The sequence below is a fragment of the Brevibacillus dissolubilis genome (assembly GCF_006170445.1).
GTDB lineage: Bacteria > Bacillota > Bacilli > Brevibacillales > Brevibacillaceae > Brevibacillus_B > Brevibacillus_B dissolubilis.
The window spans coordinates 383,114-403,228 of the sequence record NZ_VCNA01000001.1 but is presented as its reverse complement, the minus strand read 5'-3'; the positions used below and the strand labels follow the sequence as shown (position 1 = coordinate 403,228).

Genomic DNA, 20,115 nt, shown 5'->3' with positions numbered 1-20,115 from the left:
TGAGTGATCGCCCTGTCGTGACGCGTGTGGGCGAAGCGGTGGCGAACGCGCATACTCCAGGAAAATAAAAGAGGGACGGAACACTGCACGATTGAAATGGAGATGTCCATCGACGAAGCCGGACGGATCACAGACGTAACCTTTTCAAAACCAGAAGGCTACCTACTTTTTGTCCACTCCATTTCGTTAGTTCAGAATATAATGCAGGATACAACGAAAAGGAGTGAATAAGAAATGGTGTATCCAATGCAGGCACCAACATCTCCGCCGCCAAGAAGAGTCCCTCCCAAACCATCTGTTTCCTATATCGTGGATTGTATGTACGAATTCACGTATGTTTGGCTCATAACAGGAGAACGTTTTTGGTTTTATCCAACTCGTTTAGAATACGGGGAGGTTTCTGGCTATCGATGGAACGGTGTGTTCTGGACGTTTTTTGGTTTTGATCCGAGATATATTGATGCCGTGGCATGTAGTCCAACTCCTACCCTTTATTAACGGCCGATCTAGGTAAAGCTCGAAAGCTGTACGATTTTATGAAACGTGAAATAATGCGGTTGTAAAATACGGTCGCTAACGAGGGTGCATCAGGTAAATAAAAGAGGGATGGAATTCCAGACCGTATGAAACAAGACGAACGGGCCTTCGCATAGTGCGAGGCTCGTTTTTTCATGCTGTTTGATGATGGTAAGTCTTCTGTGCCCATACAGGCTTTTTCAAAAGATGATGCACCATGCGTACCGCCGAACGGACATGTGAGAATTATCGACTGCCATTGGCGTGATTCTTGCAAAGGATTGTGGAGGGCTGGCTCCTGATCATTTACAGGGACGGCACGGGGTCATTCGGATCAAGGCTTTCCGCCAATTGGTACAGGGTGTCCCATTCTTTGGACGGAATGAAGTCCCGCGTTTCCAATGTCAGATGCAGGCGGGGATTGGCGTTGAACTACAGATTGCCCATCCCGCCAACCATAGGTGCTCACGCCTACAGGGAGATTTTGAATGGTCAATCAGTAAAAAAAGGTATTCGATAAACGTTTTTTTACAGGTAATATCTTGTTAATTCGTGAATACATGTTAGGATTTATTTTTTACAGACTTTTGAAAGGATGACAATCATGAGAAAACAGACAGATCCACTGCACATACTGGATCAAACCTTAACGGAAGGGGTAAAGCGGGGGGTGATGCACCTGTTTACCGAGGACGAACAATACGGGGGGAGGACGATCCAGATCGGGGGAGAGGAGCTGCTTCATTTTGGCTCCTGCAGCTATCTGGGATTGGAGCTGGATGAACGGCTGAAAAAAGGGGCCGTTGATGCGGTGATGCGTTATGGCACACAATTCTCCTCGTCCCGGGCGTATTTGTCCGCTACTCCGTATGGGGAGCTGGAGGAATTGCTCAGCCAGATTTTTGGCGGGCATGTGATCATGATGCCGACGACGACATTGGGCCATCTCTCCGCTTTGCCGGTGTTGATCGAGCAAGAGGATGCAGTGATTCTGGATCAGCAAGTACATAACAGTGTGCATATGGCGACCAATCAGGTGCGCACAAAAGGAACGACCATCGAGATTGTCCGACATAGTCGAATGGACCTTCTGGAGGAGCGGATTGAGGCTCTGTCCAACACACATAAACGAATCTGGTATCTCGCAGACGGTGTCTACAGTATGTATGGAGATGTCGCGCCATTTGATAAGCTTGAGGAATTGTTGGAGCGCTATGAAAACTTCTACCTGTACGTAGATGATGCCCATGGCATGAGTTGGGCGGGGAAGCATGGACGAGGGGTCGCATTGTCCCAGATTGGACTGCATGAGCGGATGGTGCTGGCTACCTCGATGAACAAGGCGTTTGGCTGTGCGGGTGGTGTGCTTGTCCTGCCCAATGAGGAGATGAAGCGAAAAGTACGCACCTGTGGAGGCCCGATGATTTTTTCCGGCCCGGTACAGCCGCCCTTGCTCGGTGCCGCGCTGGCTTCGGCCCGTATCCATCTCTCCGATGAGATTGTCCAGTTGCAGGCAGGCTTGCAGGAGCGGATACAATACGGCAACTACCTGATGGAGCAGTATGGTCTGCCGCTGGTGTCACCGTCAGAAGTACCGATCCGCTATGTGGGCGTGGGGATGCCGAGTACGGCTTACAACATGGTAAAACGCTTGCAAACTGAAGGTTTTTATACGAATCCAGCGATCTATCCCGGTGTGCCGGTCAAGCGGTCGGGGGTTCGTTTTACGATTACGATGCATCACCAGCTTGAGGATATCCGTCGTCTGGTCGAAGCGATAGCTCATCATCTGCCGCAGGCGCTGGCGGAAGAGGGCACGACGCTGGGTGAGGTGTATGAGATGTTTAATCAGTCGGGGACGATGTATTTTCAACCGGAGCGAATGAGGGAGATACGGACTGAACCGAAAGCGTATGAGCAGATTGCGGTGGCTGCGGTTACAGTCGGGTGGGAGGAGCAGTTCGAAGCGCTTGCAGAACAACAGGCTCATGCACCTGATCCACATGATCTCACTGCTCGACCTGTTACGCTTACTGGGCGACCGCACAGCATCTCCGCTCAATCTGCCATACTTACCAGGCACCCACACTTAGGACTTCTTCCATCCACTCACGGCCTGACGCTCCAGCACGAGACCACCATTCACGCGGTGGATCAGGAGGAATGGGATTCCCTGCTGGGCAGCAACGGCTCGTACACGTGGGAAGGTCTTCGTTTTCTCGAATCAGCGTTCTGTGACCGGGAAAAACCGGAGGAAAATTGGCGCTTTCATTATTACTTTGTCAGAGACGAGACGGGTATGCCTGTGCTGGCAACGTTTTTTACGGATACGCTGTCCAAAGATGACATGAACGAACCTCCCGAGGTCTCCCGGCATATCGAAAAGCTGCGGGCAGGTGATAAGGGGCCGTACTTCCTATCCTCCCACGTGTTCATGATGGGCTCACTTTTGACCGAGGGCAATCATCTCTATCTCGACCGAACACGGGACTGGAAGACCGCGCTGAAAATCCTGCTCAAGCAGGCAGGCGAAGATCAGACCGCATGCGGTGCGACGATGCTGATCCTGCGCGATATCATGGCACACGATGTTGAACTGGAGGCGTTCCTGCGTGAACAGGGCTTCACCTCATCCGCGATGCCGGACACATTGACCATCGATGTCACATGGAGCAACCGAGACGAATATTTGTATGGCTTGTCCAAAACCGCCCGCAAGCATGTCCGGGAGCAGATGGTCGCCTACGAACATGTCTATGACACCGAGATTCTGGAGCACGGTGGACGAGAGGTCAGCCAGGCGGAGATTGCGCACTTTTACCATTTGTATCGTAATGTAAAAGAACGTAACGTGGAGTTGAACACATTTGCCCTGCCGGATCATCTGTTCGGGGAAATGCTTCGCTATCCGTGCTGGGAATTGATCGTTCTGCGGATTCGTCCTGAGCATGGTGGGCCAGAGGATGGGATGCCTGTTGCGATGGTGGCTGTTTTTAAAGAAGCGGAGCATGTCGTCCCGCTGATCGTGGGTCTTGATTATCGGTACCGTGACTCGCATCGGCTCTATCGTCAGTGCCTGTGGCAGACGCTCAAGCGGGCTGAACAGCTTGGAGCCAAGCGTATCCTGATTGGCATGGGTGCGACTTTTGAAAAAGAACGGCTTGGGGCGGTTGCTCATCAGCATGCATCGTTCGTGCAGGCGACAGATCACTATCATTTTCAGGTGATGGAGGAGATTCGCGCGGTAGTAAGATCGGGGGCAAGCAGATTGGAATAGGTATAGTGAAAGGGAAGGCAGGGAGAAATTCGAATCACCCTGCTTTTTAGTTATTTTGAACTATTTAATTGATGGATTTTGCTGGATTTAGTATGATATAGGAAATAATCTGTTATAAATTAGGATGATTTCTATATGTTCAAACATAAACTCACTCATCTCAAAGACAAATTAAACGATCTAAGTAAAAGGAATAGGTCTATACGCCTACTTAAGCTTTACAACAAATGGAATATAGATCTACTTGCTTTTGATAGATTAAATCGAGAGGGCTTCGCGGAATCTATACTAAAGAAGCTTTCTACAAAAAGTAGTAGTTCCATCTCTTTGTTAAAGCGTGACCTCGTTGATGATAAGGTGATGAATACGTTTCATGCGTTGACAACCCTTTACCGAAATCTAAGAGGGATAGAAGAAGAGACAGGTCTTTATGATCTTTCTATCGGATATCCGTTTGTAAGTGGACGATTTTTAGATGGATCCTATTTCAGGGCTCCCCTCTTTTTATTTCCCATCCGCCTCGAATTGCAAAAAACAGGGGGACAGCAATGGATTCTGAAGCGGGAAGAAAATGAACCGCAATTAAACCGTTCCTTGTTGCTTGCTATAAAAAAGCTAAACGAAATAGACATTGATGAAGTGATGTTTGATGAGGCAGCTGAAGTGGCGGGAACGGGTGATATTTCGGCAGTTACGTCATGGTTGGAAAAACACCATTTGAAGGTAAGGGTAACGAGTCAAACACTGCAGAGTTTTCCGGTATATAAGACAGATGAATGTCCTGATCTGCCAAAAGGCCAGCTTCAAATCGATCTGCATGCCGTGCTGGGCAGTTTTCCACAGGGGAATACAGCTATCTTGAAAGATTACGAAGAATTAATGGAGAAGCAAGAAGGGGACGGCTTGCAACTGATCCATGAACTGTTAGGTCTTACGAACAGTTTGAGTGGTGAAACCAATGATTACGAATGGAAAGACGATCAGCTTCCTAACGTACGAGAAGAAAATGAATTATTTCTGATGCAGACCGATGGCTCACAGGAAGAGATCCTGCGGGAAGCACGTTACAAAAAAGGAATGGTTGTTCACGGGCCCCCAGGTACAGGCAAATCCCAAGTCATCGTCAATTTGATTGTAGATGCATTGTTCCAAGGCAAAAAAGTAATGGTTGTCTGTCAAAAACGGGCAGCATTAGATGTAGTCTATCAACGGTTGGATTCTCTTCAGCTGTCAAGTCATGCTGCACTCATTCATGATGAAAAAATGGATCGAGCCAAGGTATACGCAAAAGTGACCAATTTAATTGAAGCTGGCTCACAAACTCAACATACTAAACAAGACGAGTTCAAGCAGCTTTCGCGAAAAATCGAAGAGCGGGAAGAAAACTTGAATAAAATAGCGAGAAGCTTGTTTGAGGTACAACCTAATGGGTTTCGGGCGTACGATTTATACGGCTTGTCAAGACCATTTCAAGGCGTACATCAATTTATCCCTCTGCAACATGTCCTTTCCCATCTTCACAAAGACAACATGGATGATATGTTGGCACATGTGTATAATTACGCTTACTATTATCAGCGGTTTGGCAGACAAGATTATCCGTTAAAACATCGAAAATCGTTTAGCCATTTGGAAGTAAAGAATAAAGTACAATTGGTTGAAGTACTGGATGATGTAATCGAAAAAGCCAAACAAACGGCCTCTCATCTCCATGTATTTAATGACGATAGTATTACTCCTGAGTATACCTGGATGATTCAAGACAAGCTTGAGAAGATTTATCACGATCTTGATCCAAGTCAAAAACGAACTCTGCAAAAATTGAGATTGTGGTGGTGGACCTCTTTTACTGGTAAAACGATTTTGAACGAACTGTTAAAAGGGGAAAAGTTTAAAGGCATCACATCAAAAGAGTGGCTTAGTATCAGAGAGAGCCTGCGAACCCTTTATGATATTGCCGGCGTAGCAGATGACATCTCCAAGAAGATTGAATCGTTTCAACCGTACTTCGTATCCGATCATATCCATTCTCTCAAAACAGGGGTGGCAAAGGGAAAAATCCCTGTTGATGATTTGGAACAAAAACGTCAAGCGATCATGGAAGATTTTGAAGAACTGAGAGAGATGGACCGTTTTTTTGAAGAAAAGACAGAGGAAATTCGCAAGTTGATCACGGTATCTGTTGTCCACCCTGCCGAGAAGAACGGACCTGTAAGACCGGAGGAGACTGTCGAACACTTACGGCAATCACTGTTTGCCCATTGGATTGATCAGGTGGAGAAAAAGAATCCCCATATGGTTAAGGTATCGACAGCTGAATATAGCCAGTTGTTGGAATCGTTTCGCCAGTTGCTGGATCAGAAAAAAATGGTAGGGAAAAAATTACTTCAGGCCGATCTGTTAGAAGGAGTTCGTCAGGCGAATTATCAAAATCAAAAGCAGTTCAAAGCAATTAAACATCAAGCGTCCAAAAGAAGTCAGATCTGGACATTGCGGAAATTTGTAAAAGAATACACGAAGGACGGGTTAATGAAACTGTTCCCTGTATGGCTGACATCTCCAGAAGTTGTGTCCAGTATTTTTCCTTTGGAACCAGAATTGTTTGATCTGGTCATATTTGATGAGGCATCCCAATGTACAGTTGAGAACAGTATCCCATCTATTTATCGGGCGCGCCAAGTGCTTATTGCGGGGGACGAAAAGCAATTGCCACCTTCCAATCTGTTCAAGGTCAGTTCTGATGGGGATGGGGATGCAGATTATGATGAGGAAGAGGTTAACGGTACATTCGATGATGCTGAGAGTTTGCTGAGCCAAGCCAAGAGGATCTTTTCAGAAAAATTATTGCAATGGCATTACCGCTCCAAATCAGAAGAGCTTATTAATTTCTCCAATCATGCTTTTTACCATGGACAAATACAGATTGCGCCTAACGTAGCACCGTTGTCTAATCCAGCTGCCATCACATGGACAAAAGTGGAGGGCAAATGGATCAATCAAAGTAACGAGACGGAAGCAGAAAAGGTTGTCCAATTATTGAAGGATCAACTAATTCGACATCCTAATCAATCTGTTGGGATTATCACGTTCAATGCCAAGCAGCAAGATAAGATTCTGGATACCATTGAACGTCAAATCGAAAATGACCCTGAATTTGCTGTTGTGTACCAGCAAGTAATGGCAAGAGACATTGACGAGCGTATTTTTGTTAAGAATATTGAAAACGTACAGGGTGATGAACGGGATGTGATCGTGTTCTCCATTGGTTATGCCCCCAATGAAGAAGGCAGGATTTATAATCGATTTGGTTTGTTGAATCAAGCGGGCGGTGAAAACAGACTGAACGTTGCCATCACACGGGCTAAAGCAAGAATTCACGTAGTCACAAGCATCGAGCCTCACGAGTTGAATGTGGCTGGTGCCAAGGAAAGAGGGCCGAAACTATTTAAGGCCTATCTGGAATATGCCCAAGCTGTCTCTCAATTAGATTTGGATAGAATCAAAAAAGTACTGGCAGAAGTAGGACAAGAGAGCTCGACACAGAAACAACATAGCAACTTGGTGTTTGATTCACCTTTTGAAGAACAAGTTTACAATCAGTTAAAGAATTTGAAGTACGAAGTAAATACACAAGTAGGTCTTTCCGGATATCGCATTGACTTGGCTGTCGTGCATCCCCATGACCCAACCCGATACATACTGGGTATTGAGTGCGATGGTGCCATGTATCACAGCTCACCGAGCGCCAGGGAACGCGATATTTATCGGCAAAAGTTTTTGGAAGATAAGGGTTGGACAATAGCACGGATATGGAGCCGGAACTGGTGGAAAAATCCTGTGCAGGAGATGGAAAGAATCGATCAGTTGATTAAAGAATTGATAAAGCATGAGCAAGCTGTCATGGCCGTAACAGAACAGACGAAATAGGTAAGCGTAGTAAATAACAACCCCAAACACTATAAAGCTTAGACGCTTCTATAACAGAAGAAGCGTCTTTCTTATTTCAATTCAAATCCCGTCTGTAAAAAATATACTGCTTATTCATAAGACCAATTAAGTTCCGACTAAAGGCATCCTTCCTTCTATATCATTTCCAAGACATCTAGAGATGGGAAAGGAGGGGATCGCAAAAAGTTAAACAACCGTTTAAAAATGCTCTCGTTAACTGCTCCCTCGCCACAATCCTACTGGCCGATTTTCTGTCCATCGCGGGTCTGTGGTTCGGCATTTTTGCCAACCTGCAAATTCTAACCGAGGTGCTTTCGTCCGACTTTTGCAAAGCAGCGTTACTCATCTCATATCTGGGCCGATCCTTTTAATCGTCGTCAGTCCGTTCGCAGGCACGCTAATCAACCGCTAATCCGTGAAAAAGATCATCTCGATCAGCGGCTATGCCCATGCTCAACGGATGACTGCTGCTCACCGCATATCTGACGGACTCGTTGCTGTTGATGATACTGGCTTTGCTTGCGCTCAATCTGGCGAATGCTTTCGACACCCCTTTGCACAAAAGCGCCATTCTTGCCATTGTACAAAAAGATCTGCTGCTGCGGGCCAACGCCATGTATGTATCAAAGCAAAAACCACTTGACCTCTTCTTACTCAAGCCAAGTGGTTTTTGGGGGTTTCAGTACGAGACCGCATTGCTAATGCAACTGGCCCACGACCGTTTAGGACAAGACCGCTTTGGACCAAGACCACTTAATGCACCTGCACCTGCGTCTACCTAATGCACATACTTCCCATGATCCGGAACCGCCAAGTTCTCGAATTCATCAGCCAATCGCTTCAGCTCCCGTCGCAACTCTTCCCCGTACATGATCTGACCATGTCCGGTATACGCGACAGCCGGCTCCAATTCAACCAGCCGATTGACCGACTCCTCAGCACGCTCCCAGTCCGTTGTAAAATACATCGGCGGTCCGTGAATCGCCTTTTGCTGGGTCATGACGGCTAATGCCGATTCCTGCTTGACCGTGAGAAACGCATCCCCGACGATTAGAGAACGGTCTCTTTCCCGGAAAAAAGACACATGACCCAACGTATGCCCAGGCGTATGAATCCACCGCCACTCGGGCATGTTCGGAATCGAACCATCCTTAGGCAAAGCCATCACGCGCTCACCCAGATCGATCCCGTCACGCGGATAAAGCGGGGAAAGCCAGGACATCAGACCGCCACCGACAGATGGGTCGGGGGGCAAGTACTGTTTTTTCCCGGTCAAATACGGCAACTCGTCCTCATGCGCATACACAGGGACATCCCACCGCTTGACGAGTTCCTCCAAGGCCCCGATATGATCAAAGTGACCGTGAGTCAGCACGATGGCTCTAGGCTTGCAGTCCGGCCCAAAACGATTTTCGGCCGCTTGCACTATCATATTGGCAGACAAAGGCAGCCCGGCATCAACCAGCACCCAATTATCTGGGTCAGTTGGAGAGCCGACGAAACAGATATTGACCATGAATAGGCGCACACAATCTATATCATAAGGAATGATAAACGGATCATAGGACTCCGTGGTTTCATGCGCACGCCTGATTTCGGACGCCATCTCGGTATCCCTCCAGTTCTTTGACCGGTGATTTTTCCTTCAAAGTATTTGCACCGGGCGAGAAAACCATACTGCTTACCAAAAAGCGCAAGGGGGGCAATTTGGTTACATAATGTATTTATGGGTAACAAAAAATCAGATTGATCCAGCAGAAATTTTTTTGTAAAAAAATTGCATGGATCATGATTTTCCTATAAAGTGAAATATTATGAATTGAACTATTATTTTCGTGAATGCCAATTTGCATAAGGAGGTACGATCCTATGACCCATCTGACTGCTGCTAATCTGTCCCGTATCAATCTGCTTTCCCAGCAATTGCTCGACTATTCCCTCGATTGCCAAAAAGGCGACCGCCTTGTTATTGAAGTCCTCGGTGAAGGACGTGAGCTGGCAAAGGAGATTATCAAAGAGGCCTATGCTCGTGGAGCACACCCTTTTGTCAAAGTGTTCGATCCGATGCTCCATAATGAATGGCTGCGTGGCATCACTGCTGAAACCGTACAAAAAGTAGTGAATTGGGACACTCCGATCTGGCAGGAAACCAATAAACGTGTTGTGATCATCGGCGTCCATGATGGCAGCGACTATGCCGGAGTTCCGATCGAACAGGTCAATACCTACTTCACCTCGATGAGGGAGCTCCGCACCTTAAAGAGCAAAAAGCGCTGGGTAGGTCTACATTATCCAACCCAGTCACTGGCCGACAACGCGGGGATGACGCTCGAAGCCTTCACTGATTTTTATTTTCAGGTGTCGACGATCGATTATGCCAAGGTAAACCAAGCAGCTCAACCACTAAAAGAGTGGATGGAGCGCACAGACCGCGTCCGAATCATCGGAGCAGGCACCGATTTGACCTTTTCGATCAAAGGCATCCCGGCCTATATCGCATCCGGGGAGATGAATGTCCCAGACGGTGAGGTCTTCACCGCACCTGTTCTGGATTCAGTGAATGGCACCATTACATACAACATCCCAAGCCTATACGATGGAACGACCTATTCCGATGTCCGGTTCGTTTTCCAGAATGGCAAAATCATCGAAGCCACCGCGAATGAAACAGAACTGCTCAACAAAATTCTCGACCGGGATGAAGGAGCTCGCTTCATCGGCGAGTTTGCGATTGGATTTCATCCATTGATTTTGCACCCGATGAACGATATTCTCTTCGATGAAAAGATAGCAGGCAGCTTCCATTTTACTCCTGGTCATGCGATTGAGATGACGGACAATGGCAACCGCAGCTCGCTTCACTGGGATCTGGTCAGTATCCAGCGTCCCGAGTATGGCGGTGGGGAGATTTGGTTTGATGATGTGCTGGTGAGAAAGGACGGATTGTTCGTGCCCGAAGAGCTGCAGGGATTGAATCCGGACCGGTTGATGGAAGGACAATAAGATGGAGAAATACGTGCATACGATCTCATTTCAGCTTACGTACCCCTTTCCTGAGGGTGTTCCGATCGTCCGCATCCAGATCGATGGTCAGGACTTCATTAACATGGCTGCCAGTTATGAAAGACCCTTCGCATACAACATAGCAGGAGCTTATCAGGGACTGTGGACAGAGGATTTTTTCACCTATATCATGCAGGAGGGCAAGACCGAAGACGTGCCAATCCTGTCCTGCACCTGTGGCGAGATTGGCTGCTGGTCATTGGAGGCTACAATTACGCTTGAAGAAGACCGCGTGATCTGGAGTGATTTTCATAACCCGCACAGGGGGGAAGATTCATCAGGGGGACACTGGGACTATGGCGGTTTTGGACCGTTTGTTTTTGAGCGTAAGCAGTACGAGCAGGCGATAAAGCTTGCTTGCGGTTAAAGCATATTCGCCTATTTATATAGAAGAAACAGCGAGTATTCGGTGTTCATAATCGGGTGAGTATTCGGTCTTCGCAATGGGAGTACCGATATCGTGAAACAAGGCGGTGGTGTCGATCTAAGACCCGCCGTTTTTCTGTTTCATCACAGTGTTCCAATCGCTGGCTCCGAAATGGTGATGAAACACATAATTCCATCAGGGAAATATAAAAAAATATCCATATTATTGAAAGCCTTTACAATCCAGCTAAATCAGGCATTTCACTAAGTCGGCCTTCCTTACTTGAAATTTTTCTATACACAAATATATTGACTATAAAACTATCCAGTAGTAAGATAACAATAGTTTTTTATTAAATATCTTATCACTAAGATATTAACGAATAAGCAATTTTGAATATCCTAAAAAACTGCAACACCCTGTTTCAAAGAAGGAAGAAGCACGAACGAAACCAGCCTCAGAAAGGGGGGGCAACAACCTATGCTCGAACGCCAAGAACTATATGATGTTGCGAATTGCATCCATTTGCTGTTCAAAAAGATGAAAGTAGAGTGGCAGAAGTCGAATCCAACTGGCATGGCTTATTCTCAAACGCGCATTTTGGAAGAACTGGCGTCAAATGGACCGCAAAAGCCATCCGTACTCGCAGACATGCTTGATATCACAACAGGTGGGATTACCGGTCTCGCCGATAAGCTGATCGAAAACGGTACAGCGCAACGGATTCGCGTAGAGGGTGACAGGCGGTGTGTGTATCTGGACATCACAGAGGATGGCAGAAAAACACTCCAGGAGGCTATCGACAACCGGAACGAATTTATTCAAAGATTGTTCGGTCAACTCGATCCAGCCGAAGCAGAGCAGATTACCAAGATACTACAGAGCAAAATCCTATCCCAATTCGAATAGAAAAGTCAGAAAAGAGAAAGCAGAGGAGACCTTATGAAAAGAAAGTTTATTTTATCCCTCATTCTGATCTTGATGGTAGTGGCTGGTGGTGGCATCGGTTACTACTACTGGTATGAAGGTGAGCACTATGTCAAGACAGAAGACGCTCGCGTGGCTGGTGATATCTACCGTGTCATGCCGAAGATTTCAGGCAAGCTGATTGATCTGCAGATTAAGGACGGCGACCAAGTCATGTCCGACCAGATCGTGGGTCAACAGGAAACCACGAACCTGCCGACCAACCTGATTGACAATGCCTTGCTGAAAGCTCCAATCAGCGGTACGGTCATCAAGACATTGGCCAAACAAGGCGAAGTAGTGGCACCGGGTCAAGCGATTGCCATGGTCGTTGACAAATCCAAAGTCTACGTGTCCGCTAACTTAGAAGAAACCGAAATTGGTCGAGTACATACAGGCCAACCGGTAGAGATCACCGTCGATTCATTCCCTGGCAAAACCTTCTATGGTTCTGTCATCGAGGTGGGCGAAGCAACCAACTCCACGTTCTCCCTGTTGCCGGCAACCAACACCAGCGGTAACTTTACCAAAGTAACGCAGCGTGTACCAATCAAAATCTCTCTTGATGATCTCCAGGGTGTGCAACCATCCCCGGGTATGAATGCGATCATCAAAATTACTGTGAAAGGAAGCTAGGTGAGAGATAATGAAAAAACAAATTCAATCCCTGCTTGTCCTGTCTGTATTGTCTTCATCTGCTTTGCTTTTCGCAGGTTGTGCAAGCGATCAGGCGGTTACAAGTCAAGTCAGTACAACCCCATTTGTAAAAGTAATGAAAATGGCGAATTATACAGATTCCGGTTCCATCGCAAGCGGTAAAATCATTCCAGACCAAGAAGTGCAAGTCGTCTCCAAGCTTTCAGGTAAAGTCGCTTCCGTCGGTGTACAGGAAGGGACGACCGTGAAGCAAGGTCAGGTGCTGGTGCAGCTCGAAGCAACCGACTACCAGCAACAAGTGAACCAAGCCCAAGCCGCAATTGCAAGCGCACAAGCCCGTCTCAATGACACCAAAGCAGGGGCGAGAAGCCAAGAGATCAACCGTCAAGAAAGCGCATTGGAACAAGCGCGTGTCAACCTTGATCTGGCTCAGAAAAACTACGACCGCATGCAGTCCCTGTTCACTTCTGGCGCGATCTCCCAAGCTGACTTGGAAAAAGCTTCTCTTTCATTAGAAAGCGCCCGCTCCGGCTACGAGCAGCTCCAACAACAGCTTTCCCTGACCAAAGAAGGCGCAACCGACAACACCATCAGCGCTCTGCAAGCGGAAGTTACCCGTCTGCAATCTTCCTTGGCACTGGCGAAAAACACATTGGACTCCACTGTCGTGAAAGCGCCGATCAACGGGATGGTCGTCAAACGCAGTGTTGATCCAGGCGAGATGGCATCACCAAGCGTACCACTCATGACAATCGTCAACATGAATACGGTAAAAGTAGAAGTGAGTGTGCCACAGGAAAAAATCAACGATGTGAAAATCGGCTCCACCCTTGATATCAAAGTAGACAGCCTCAATGGGAAAACCTACAAAGGCGTGGTTGAGTTCGTCAGCCCGGTATCTGATACCAACAGCACCACGTTCCCGGTCAAAATCAAGGTAAACAACACAGATGGCCTGCTTCGTTCTGGTATGCTCGCTGAGGTATTCCTTGCAGGAAAAGGTGAGACCGAACTCAAGCTGCCAACCTCTGTCCTGATCCAAAAGGAGAACAAATCTTATGTATATAAAGTGGAAGCAGATGTAGTGCGCCTGATTGAAATCACTACAGAGGGCTCCACAGATGGCAATGTCATTGTAAAAAGCGGCCTGAAACCAGAAGATCAGATCGTCGTGAATCCAAGCTCCGAGCTGCATGACGGAGAGAAGGTTCGGGTGCAATAAAGGAGGCGAATCAGGTGTCTGACTCCGTCAATCAGCAACAAAACGATTCATCATACAAGTGGTTCGCACTGATGGCTATTATCTCTGGTACGTTCGTCGCTGTTCTGAATAACAGTCTCTTAAACGTCGCCTTGCCACAGCTTGTCAACGTATTTGGCTCGACTACCGATACGATGCAATGGATTCTGACCGGGTACATGCTGGCTTCTGCTGTCGTGATCCCGATGAGTCCGGCGTTGTGCGATATGTTTGGATATAAAAAGGTGTTTTTGGTCTCACTCGCGGCCTTCACGGTCGGTTCTGCTTTGTGCGGGATCGCGTGGAGTGATTCAAGCCTGATCTTTTTCCGGATTGTGTCAGGTCTTGGCGGCGGATTCATCATGCCGGTCGGGATGGCGATGCTGTACGCGTCCATCCCGCGCAACGAGATCGGTTTGGCCATGGGTCTCTGGGGGATCGCCGCGATGGTGGCCCCAGCCATCGGTCCGACGCTGAGTGGTTATATTTTAGAACACTTCTCTTGGCGCCTCCTGTTTTTCATGAGCGTGCCGGTCGGGATTGCCTCTATTTTCTTGTCGGCTTCCATGCTGCGGGAGACTCCGACTAAAAAAGTAAAGTTCGACTACGCAGGTGCGATTTTGTCCATTATCGCGTTCGGAACACTGTTGCTTGCACTGAGTAAAGGTCAGTCCGAAGGCTGGACTTCCCTCTTTATCGTAAGCCTGTTGTTCGTTGCTGTTTCGAGTATGGCAATGCTTATCTATGTAGAGACAGGCAAAGAGCAGCCGCTGATGGATTTAAGTCTGTTCAAAAATCTTCAATTCTCGATGGGGACACTAGCCTCTGGCCTTGTCATGGTGGGGATGTACGGCGGGGTATTCCTGACTCCGCTTTACTTACAAAATATCCAAGGTCTCACACCGATGGAGACAGGTCTGTTACTGATGCCACAGTCGATTGCAATGGCCTTGATGATGCCGATCAGCGGTAAGCTGATGGATAAATTCGGGGTTGTGCCGCTCGGCTTGGTCGGCTTGACAGTGATGGGTGTATCAACCTATGAACTGAGCACATTGACCGCTGACACTCCAAATGAATGGTTGAACCATATTCTGATCATTCGCGGTCTTGCCATTGGTATTTGTATGATGCCACTCACGTCAGCGGGAACCAACGCGGTAGAACCTCAGAAAGTAGGGAGCGCCTCTTCCTTGGGGAACGTTTTCCGTCAGGTTATGTCATCTCTGGGGATCGCGCTCTTGACGATGATGATGTCCACTCGCTCTACTTTCCATGGTGTCCGGATGAGTGAAAACCTGTCTTTGGACTCTCTGCAAGGTACTCAATTCGTCACGATGCTCTCAGGTCTCTACGGACAATCTGGTGTAGACGCTGCAACGTCCAAGGCAGGAGCTATGATGATTCTCGGCGGACTGATCCAAAAAGAATCGTTCGTCCGCGGGATCGCAGATACATTCCTGATCTCGGCTGTCCCTATCTTTTTGTGTATCCCACTGCTGTATTTCTTACGGAAGAAAAAGGCAGTGAAGACACCACCGAAGGAAGTAGAAGTAGCCGATACAGCGGAAGCGGCAAGCTAAGGCGGGTAGCGGTATGTTCGGGGTACGAAGGAATTACTAAGGGAATGAGTAGAAATAGAGGTTGTGCCGGGATGTGTAACATTCAGTGATAGGTTGATGATTCTGCATGAAATGTAGAGCTGTAGACCTTTGGACATAGAATGAGCATTCCGGACGTAACCGACTCTAACATAGAGATTCGCTGTAGAAACAACGAACTGTGGAATTGCAAAAAGATAGGCAGACTAACCATGCACATACAGTTTGAAATATGCGAATCCGCTGCAGTTTGAACGAACAGCAAACACAAAAACGTCTGCAAACATACGATGAACATACAGCAATGAAATTTGGGAATCGGCCGTAGACTGAGTATCCATATGCAGTATTAAAAATTCAACTGCAGAATGACCAAATCATCGTTGAAGAAGATCGTAACGAGAACAGGCTGTATGATGTAGCTAAGCAGAAGGGATGTCTCTGGTACGTAAAAGTGACCAGAGGGCATCTCTTTTTTGTTTGTTCCGGTTGCTGATTGCTGAATGGTTAGTGATTTCCTAATGTTTCCTGGGAAAGCGCAACAATCGACGAATAGAAGCAGTACACACCAAAAAAATACAAAAGTATAGTTAAGCTACATATAACGATTTATAAAATGGTGAAAATTAATACTACGCAATCATATTGAAATGCGCCTGACCTTAGTGCATGGATAGGCGGTATAACTGATATGATCATTCGGAATAGTTGCTTTGATCATGTTGGATACAGGTGTCGAAACGGGGCTGTCAATTAGTAAGAAAGTTGTCTAATGATAATCCAGACAGTCTGATAGCTCGAAACTATCATTTTGATGAATCCTCACTAACTGCAAAGTTGTCCTAGACATAAAAAACACCAGATATTCGCCTGGTGTTTTTTCATTGGATGAGGTATGTGATTTCAATGATATCTAAATATTGCTTGTGACGTTTCAGCCATTAACTGCACTCCCACAGACTTTAACCAGCTGCGCTGCTTGTATCCGCTGCACCTTTAGGAGCTGATGGTTTTCTCGTCTCCGGTAATGAGTAACAAATCCCGGCCGCAACGATTAACAGTGCGATGGTTCCGATGAAAGCCACTTCATACCCACCTGTCAAACGATAGATCACTCCAGGCAGATACGAACCAAGCGCGGAACCGATCTGATGGCTGAGATAAAGCCAACCGACGACCGTTCCTGTAGCCTTTTTGAAGTATTCTGACGCCAGCATGATAGTGGGTGAGACCGTGGCAAAATCGACTAAGCCAAAAATAACTGCAAACGTCATTAACAGAATCGGGTCACCCGCCAACAACAAAAGTACGATGGACAACGCCCTTGTACCATATAAAATCGCAAGGAAATTTTTATTGCTCCAACGGTCTGCGACAAATCCGGAGAGTACCGTTCCTAAGATGTTGCATCCGGCCAGCAGGCTCACCGCCAAGCCTGTCACAGTCGTTGAATAACCATGATCATGAGCAAATGGAATCAGATGTGTGTCCATCAAGCCAGTCGTGGAGACTCCACAGACGAAAAACGGAATAAGCAAAAACCAGAATTCCCGCTGCTGAAGGATCGAGAGGAAGCCAGGGGTTTCTGGTGTGCTAGAGGAAACCGGCGGGGCCGCTTCTTTCGACACATCTGATACGTCTAATATGCCTGATGAGTCCGATGATGAGATTGAGCCGGGAGAATCATTGCCCAGATGGCTGGAATCTGTTCCTTTCCCAGACGGAACTCCGTCTTTTTCTACAAGAATCTTCTCTCCATAGGCCAGCAAGCCTTTATCGGCGGGATAGCTCCTGATGAGCCAAAGTACGAGCGGAAAGACGACAAATGTAAGGATCGCGCCCCAGAGCATCACCGTATACTGCCAGCTGGTTGATTCAATAAAAATCAAGGAGGCTGGGACAATGAGTAATTGACCTGCACCACTTGCCGAGGCAGAGATGCCGAGTGCCACACCTTTTTTCTCCTTGAACCAGTTGTTGACTGCGACAGTGGCGACGATGTTGGACGCTCCGCCAAATCCAACAGAGGAGATTACGCCGTATAACAACAGCAGTTGCCACAGAGATGTCACGTACCCGGTCAAAAATGTACTGAGACCGACTGTCAGTATGCTAAATCCGAGCACTTTGCGGACACCATACATGTCTACAATTTTACCGATCAGCGGCTGGGAAATGGCGAAAATCATATAACTGATCAGCGTCAGGCGGGATATGTTCTCCCGATTCGTTTGAAACTCGACCTCCCAAGGCTGGATAAAAGCCCCAAAAGATAGCCGCACACCTTGGGCCATCAATAATGCAAGAAAGGTAGTAGCCAGTATCATCCACCCATAGTGCCATTTTTTCGTACTCATTCTGTTCACCCGATTCATTTTTAGTGGAATCATTATCTTTATTTTCATAATACCATGAAATGTATTAACATTTACTAAAAAAGCATCCGAACAACCGGATTGATCTATTGACAATAGAGTGGTCAACTCATTCGCTCATCAACGACAGACATAGTGAATGACATACGCTTGTCAATGAAAAATCCAGTCATCACGGAGCTTCTATTTTCGCAACCTGACACAAGATACGAAAACCGCATACGTGCAGATTAAAAACATGGAAAATCCCCCTACAAATGCAGCGGCCACCCAATCATTGATCACTCGCTCCAGATCGGCAATAATCTGTTGCGGTGCATAGAAAAAATCCCAACTGTTCCAACGGAGAAAGCGACCGAAGTAAACACCGATTCCACATAAAATTTGTACAAAAAGGGCGAACAGCCAGCCCCATAATTTGTTTAGGGAGGCAGCAACAATCTCATGCACCAGATACAGAGCCACAAAACCTAGAAAAAGCCCGGTAAACGAGGTAAACACATGCATAAGCACATCTAACTGGGGTGGGACATTTTCCTTGATATAGGTGAGGTGAACAATATCAGTCACGATATAGGGGGCATTGGGGAGAAATAGCAGCCAGGGCACAGCAAGAATCAACATCATCACGTTTACTTTTTGCCGCCATTGCCAGAGAAGATGAATCCCCAGAGCAAAAATAAGCGGAATCCATGCGAGTATCAAGTTGGGACGGATCAGCCAGAGGAACATTCCACTCTGGATGTAGTGATTCCGAACATATAACATAGCGGTGCAAATGGCCGAAGACAAGCCGAGCAGCAGCACCAATCTGATGATGGAAGCCTGATTTTTCAAAAAAGATCCCAAGTTCCTTCTCTCCTCACGTTGCACTTTAGTGATCTCTACATTTTACCAAAACAAGGGGCACTAGTCCCAGATTAATTTGTACGGCAACAAATCCTTCTGTGCTTGCATATGATGTACCACAACGCGCACCGTGAGCAAGGGAGGAGATAGGTATGTCAGGATATATTTACGTGTATGGCCTGATTCCCGTCGAAGAAACTGCTGCTAAGCCTGTACCTGTCTTTACCGGCGTCGATGCCAAGTATCACAGCTACACAGTTAAGGAATCCGGTATTGTCGCTGTCGTCAGCCGGGTAGACGCTGATGCGTACTCCCCTGCCAAAGTGGAAAAGAATCTGAAGAATTCCGCTTGGCTGGAGGAAAAGGCATTTCACCATCATGACTGCATTTGTCTGATCAATAAAGAATTTACTGTGTTGCCCTTGTCTTTCTGTACGATTTTTGCCTCCGAGGACAAATTAAAAAGATCGCTCAGAGACCGGGCTGACACACTTCACGCCAAAATATCCGCAATCACGGGCAAACAGGAGTGGAATGTCAAAACATACTGTGATAACAAGCAGTGGGAGACGTATATTGAGCAGAATCATCCTGATGTTGAACGTTTGCGCAAGGAGATTGCCGCGATGTCACCAGACCGTCAGTTTCTTATGAAGCAAAAACTTTCCCAGCAGATCGCGCAGGCTGTCAGTATGGAACGTGACCGTTGCTGGAAAACCATTCATCAGCATTTAGAGGAACGAAGCGTAGGCTCCTGTGTTCGCCGTACCTACGGCAAAGAAATTACCGGAAGAGGCGACGAGATGATCGGCAACGTGGATTATTTGGTTTCTGCCAATCAGATCCAACGTTTTCAAGAAGGAATTCGTCAGTTTGGGGAGCGGACAGGAGCGGGATGGGCACTGGAAGTGACAGGGCCGTGGCCTCCTTACCATTTTGCGATGCTACATAAGGAGGAGATTATGAATGGAACAGAGTCAGCCCAGTAAAGAAATGAAATTGCTCGAACTGTTGGACGGTTTGATGGATCATGGGGCAATGTTGCAGGGAGAATGGAACCAATCCGACAGCTATTACAACCGGATCAAGCCGGATATCCATGTGATCGACAACAACGAGCAATAAACTGGGATCAAGACCAAGCAAGACAAAAAAAGTACCGTGTGCTTCTTGGTGGGCGTGTATAGCCTATTCAGGGAGATACGGTGCTTTTTTACATACGACAGTACCCTATCGACTTTATGAACTGCCAACCT

At 47.1% G+C, this 20,115-nt stretch carries 15 protein-coding genes; 12 read left to right on the top strand and 3 right to left on the bottom strand.

All coding sequences use genetic code 11. The features are described from left to right. Positions 1 to 1,120 precede the first annotated feature (1,120 nt). The 3 genes from FGI41_RS01060 (at position 1,121) to FGI41_RS01050 (ending at position 8,523) form a co-directional block, all read left to right on the top strand. Positions 1,121 to 3,793 (top strand): aminotransferase class I/II-fold pyridoxal phosphate-dependent enzyme, encoded by a 2,673-nt coding sequence (locus tag FGI41_RS01060; RefSeq protein ID WP_139488053.1) that lies wholly within the window; start codon positions 1,121 to 1,123, stop codon positions 3,791 to 3,793. A gap of 135 nt (positions 3,794 to 3,928) precedes the next feature. Continuing rightward, positions 3,929 to 7,720, top strand: a complete 3,792-nt coding sequence (locus tag FGI41_RS01055) for a PDDEXK-like endonuclease domain-containing protein (protein ID WP_139488052.1) — start codon at positions 3,929 to 3,931, stop codon at positions 7,718 to 7,720. A 521-nt stretch (positions 7,721 to 8,241) separates the two neighbouring features. Next, positions 8,242 to 8,523, top strand: coding sequence for a hypothetical protein (locus FGI41_RS01050; RefSeq protein WP_139488051.1), 282 nt, complete (start codon positions 8,242 to 8,244; stop codon positions 8,521 to 8,523). Here FGI41_RS01050 and FGI41_RS01045 read toward each other — a convergent pair. Then, a complete protein-coding gene (locus tag FGI41_RS01045; RefSeq protein ID WP_139488050.1) occupies positions 8,520 to 9,347 on the bottom strand; it encodes an MBL fold metallo-hydrolase in 828 nt (275 codons plus the stop codon). The two genes, FGI41_RS01050 and FGI41_RS01045, sit on opposite strands and share 4 nt — an antisense overlap. A gap of 263 nt (positions 9,348 to 9,610) precedes the next feature. Here FGI41_RS01045 and FGI41_RS01040 point away from each other — a divergent pair, with 263 nt between their 5' ends. The 7 genes from FGI41_RS01040 (at position 9,611) to FGI41_RS01015 (ending at position 15,617) form a co-directional block, all read left to right on the top strand. Next, the gene (locus FGI41_RS01040) at positions 9,611 to 10,744 is read left to right on the top strand and encodes an aminopeptidase (RefSeq protein ID WP_139488049.1); all 1,134 of its coding nucleotides are present in this window, start codon (positions 9,611 to 9,613) and stop codon (positions 10,742 to 10,744) included. Position 10,745: 1 nt separating this feature from the next. Then, positions 10,746 to 11,171, top strand: coding sequence for a hypothetical protein (locus FGI41_RS01035; protein ID WP_139488048.1), 426 nt, complete (start codon positions 10,746 to 10,748; stop codon positions 11,169 to 11,171). Positions 11,172 to 11,264: 93 nt separating this feature from the next. Beyond that, positions 11,265 to 11,438 (top strand): hypothetical protein, encoded by a 174-nt coding sequence (locus tag FGI41_RS24690; RefSeq protein ID WP_176560059.1) that lies wholly within the window; start codon positions 11,265 to 11,267, stop codon positions 11,436 to 11,438. A 213-nt stretch (positions 11,439 to 11,651) separates the two neighbouring features. Continuing rightward, entirely contained in the window at positions 11,652 to 12,080 is a 429-nt protein-coding gene (locus tag FGI41_RS01030) for a MarR family winged helix-turn-helix transcriptional regulator (RefSeq protein WP_139488047.1), read from the top strand. A gap of 33 nt (positions 12,081 to 12,113) precedes the next feature. Beyond that, a complete protein-coding gene (locus FGI41_RS01025) occupies positions 12,114 to 12,773 on the top strand; it encodes an efflux RND transporter periplasmic adaptor subunit (protein ID WP_139488046.1) in 660 nt (219 codons plus the stop codon). 10 nt (positions 12,774 to 12,783) lie between these two features. Beyond that, on the top strand, positions 12,784 to 14,016 hold the full coding sequence (locus FGI41_RS01020) for an efflux RND transporter periplasmic adaptor subunit (RefSeq protein WP_139488045.1): 1,233 nt from the start codon (positions 12,784 to 12,786) through the stop codon (positions 14,014 to 14,016). Between the two features lie 14 nt (positions 14,017 to 14,030). Next, on the top strand, positions 14,031 to 15,617 hold the full coding sequence (locus FGI41_RS01015) for a DHA2 family efflux MFS transporter permease subunit (protein ID WP_139488044.1): 1,587 nt from the start codon (positions 14,031 to 14,033) through the stop codon (positions 15,615 to 15,617). A 980-nt stretch (positions 15,618 to 16,597) separates the two neighbouring features. Here the strand turns inward: FGI41_RS01015 and FGI41_RS01010 are convergent. Further along, entirely contained in the window at positions 16,598 to 17,992 is a 1,395-nt protein-coding gene (locus tag FGI41_RS01010) for an MFS transporter (RefSeq protein ID WP_255298252.1), read from the bottom strand. A 201-nt stretch (positions 17,993 to 18,193) separates the two neighbouring features. Beyond that, positions 18,194 to 18,859 carry a DUF1361 domain-containing protein gene (locus FGI41_RS01005; protein ID WP_139488042.1) on the bottom strand — a complete coding sequence of 222 codons (666 nt, stop codon included), beginning with the start codon at positions 18,857 to 18,859 and terminating at the stop codon, positions 18,194 to 18,196. A 152-nt stretch (positions 18,860 to 19,011) separates the two neighbouring features. Here FGI41_RS01005 and FGI41_RS01000 point away from each other — a divergent pair, with 152 nt between their 5' ends. Both FGI41_RS01000 and FGI41_RS24685 read left to right on the top strand, forming a co-directional pair. Continuing rightward, positions 19,012 to 19,848 carry a GvpL/GvpF family gas vesicle protein gene (locus FGI41_RS01000; protein WP_139488041.1) on the top strand — a complete coding sequence of 279 codons (837 nt, stop codon included), beginning with the start codon at positions 19,012 to 19,014 and terminating at the stop codon, positions 19,846 to 19,848. After that, positions 19,826 to 19,984 carry a hypothetical protein gene (locus tag FGI41_RS24685; RefSeq protein WP_176560058.1) on the top strand — a complete coding sequence of 53 codons (159 nt, stop codon included), beginning with the start codon at positions 19,826 to 19,828 and terminating at the stop codon, positions 19,982 to 19,984. The genes FGI41_RS01000 and FGI41_RS24685 overlap by 23 nt, the downstream gene beginning before the upstream one ends. The last annotated feature ends 131 nt before the right edge of the window (positions 19,985 to 20,115 follow it).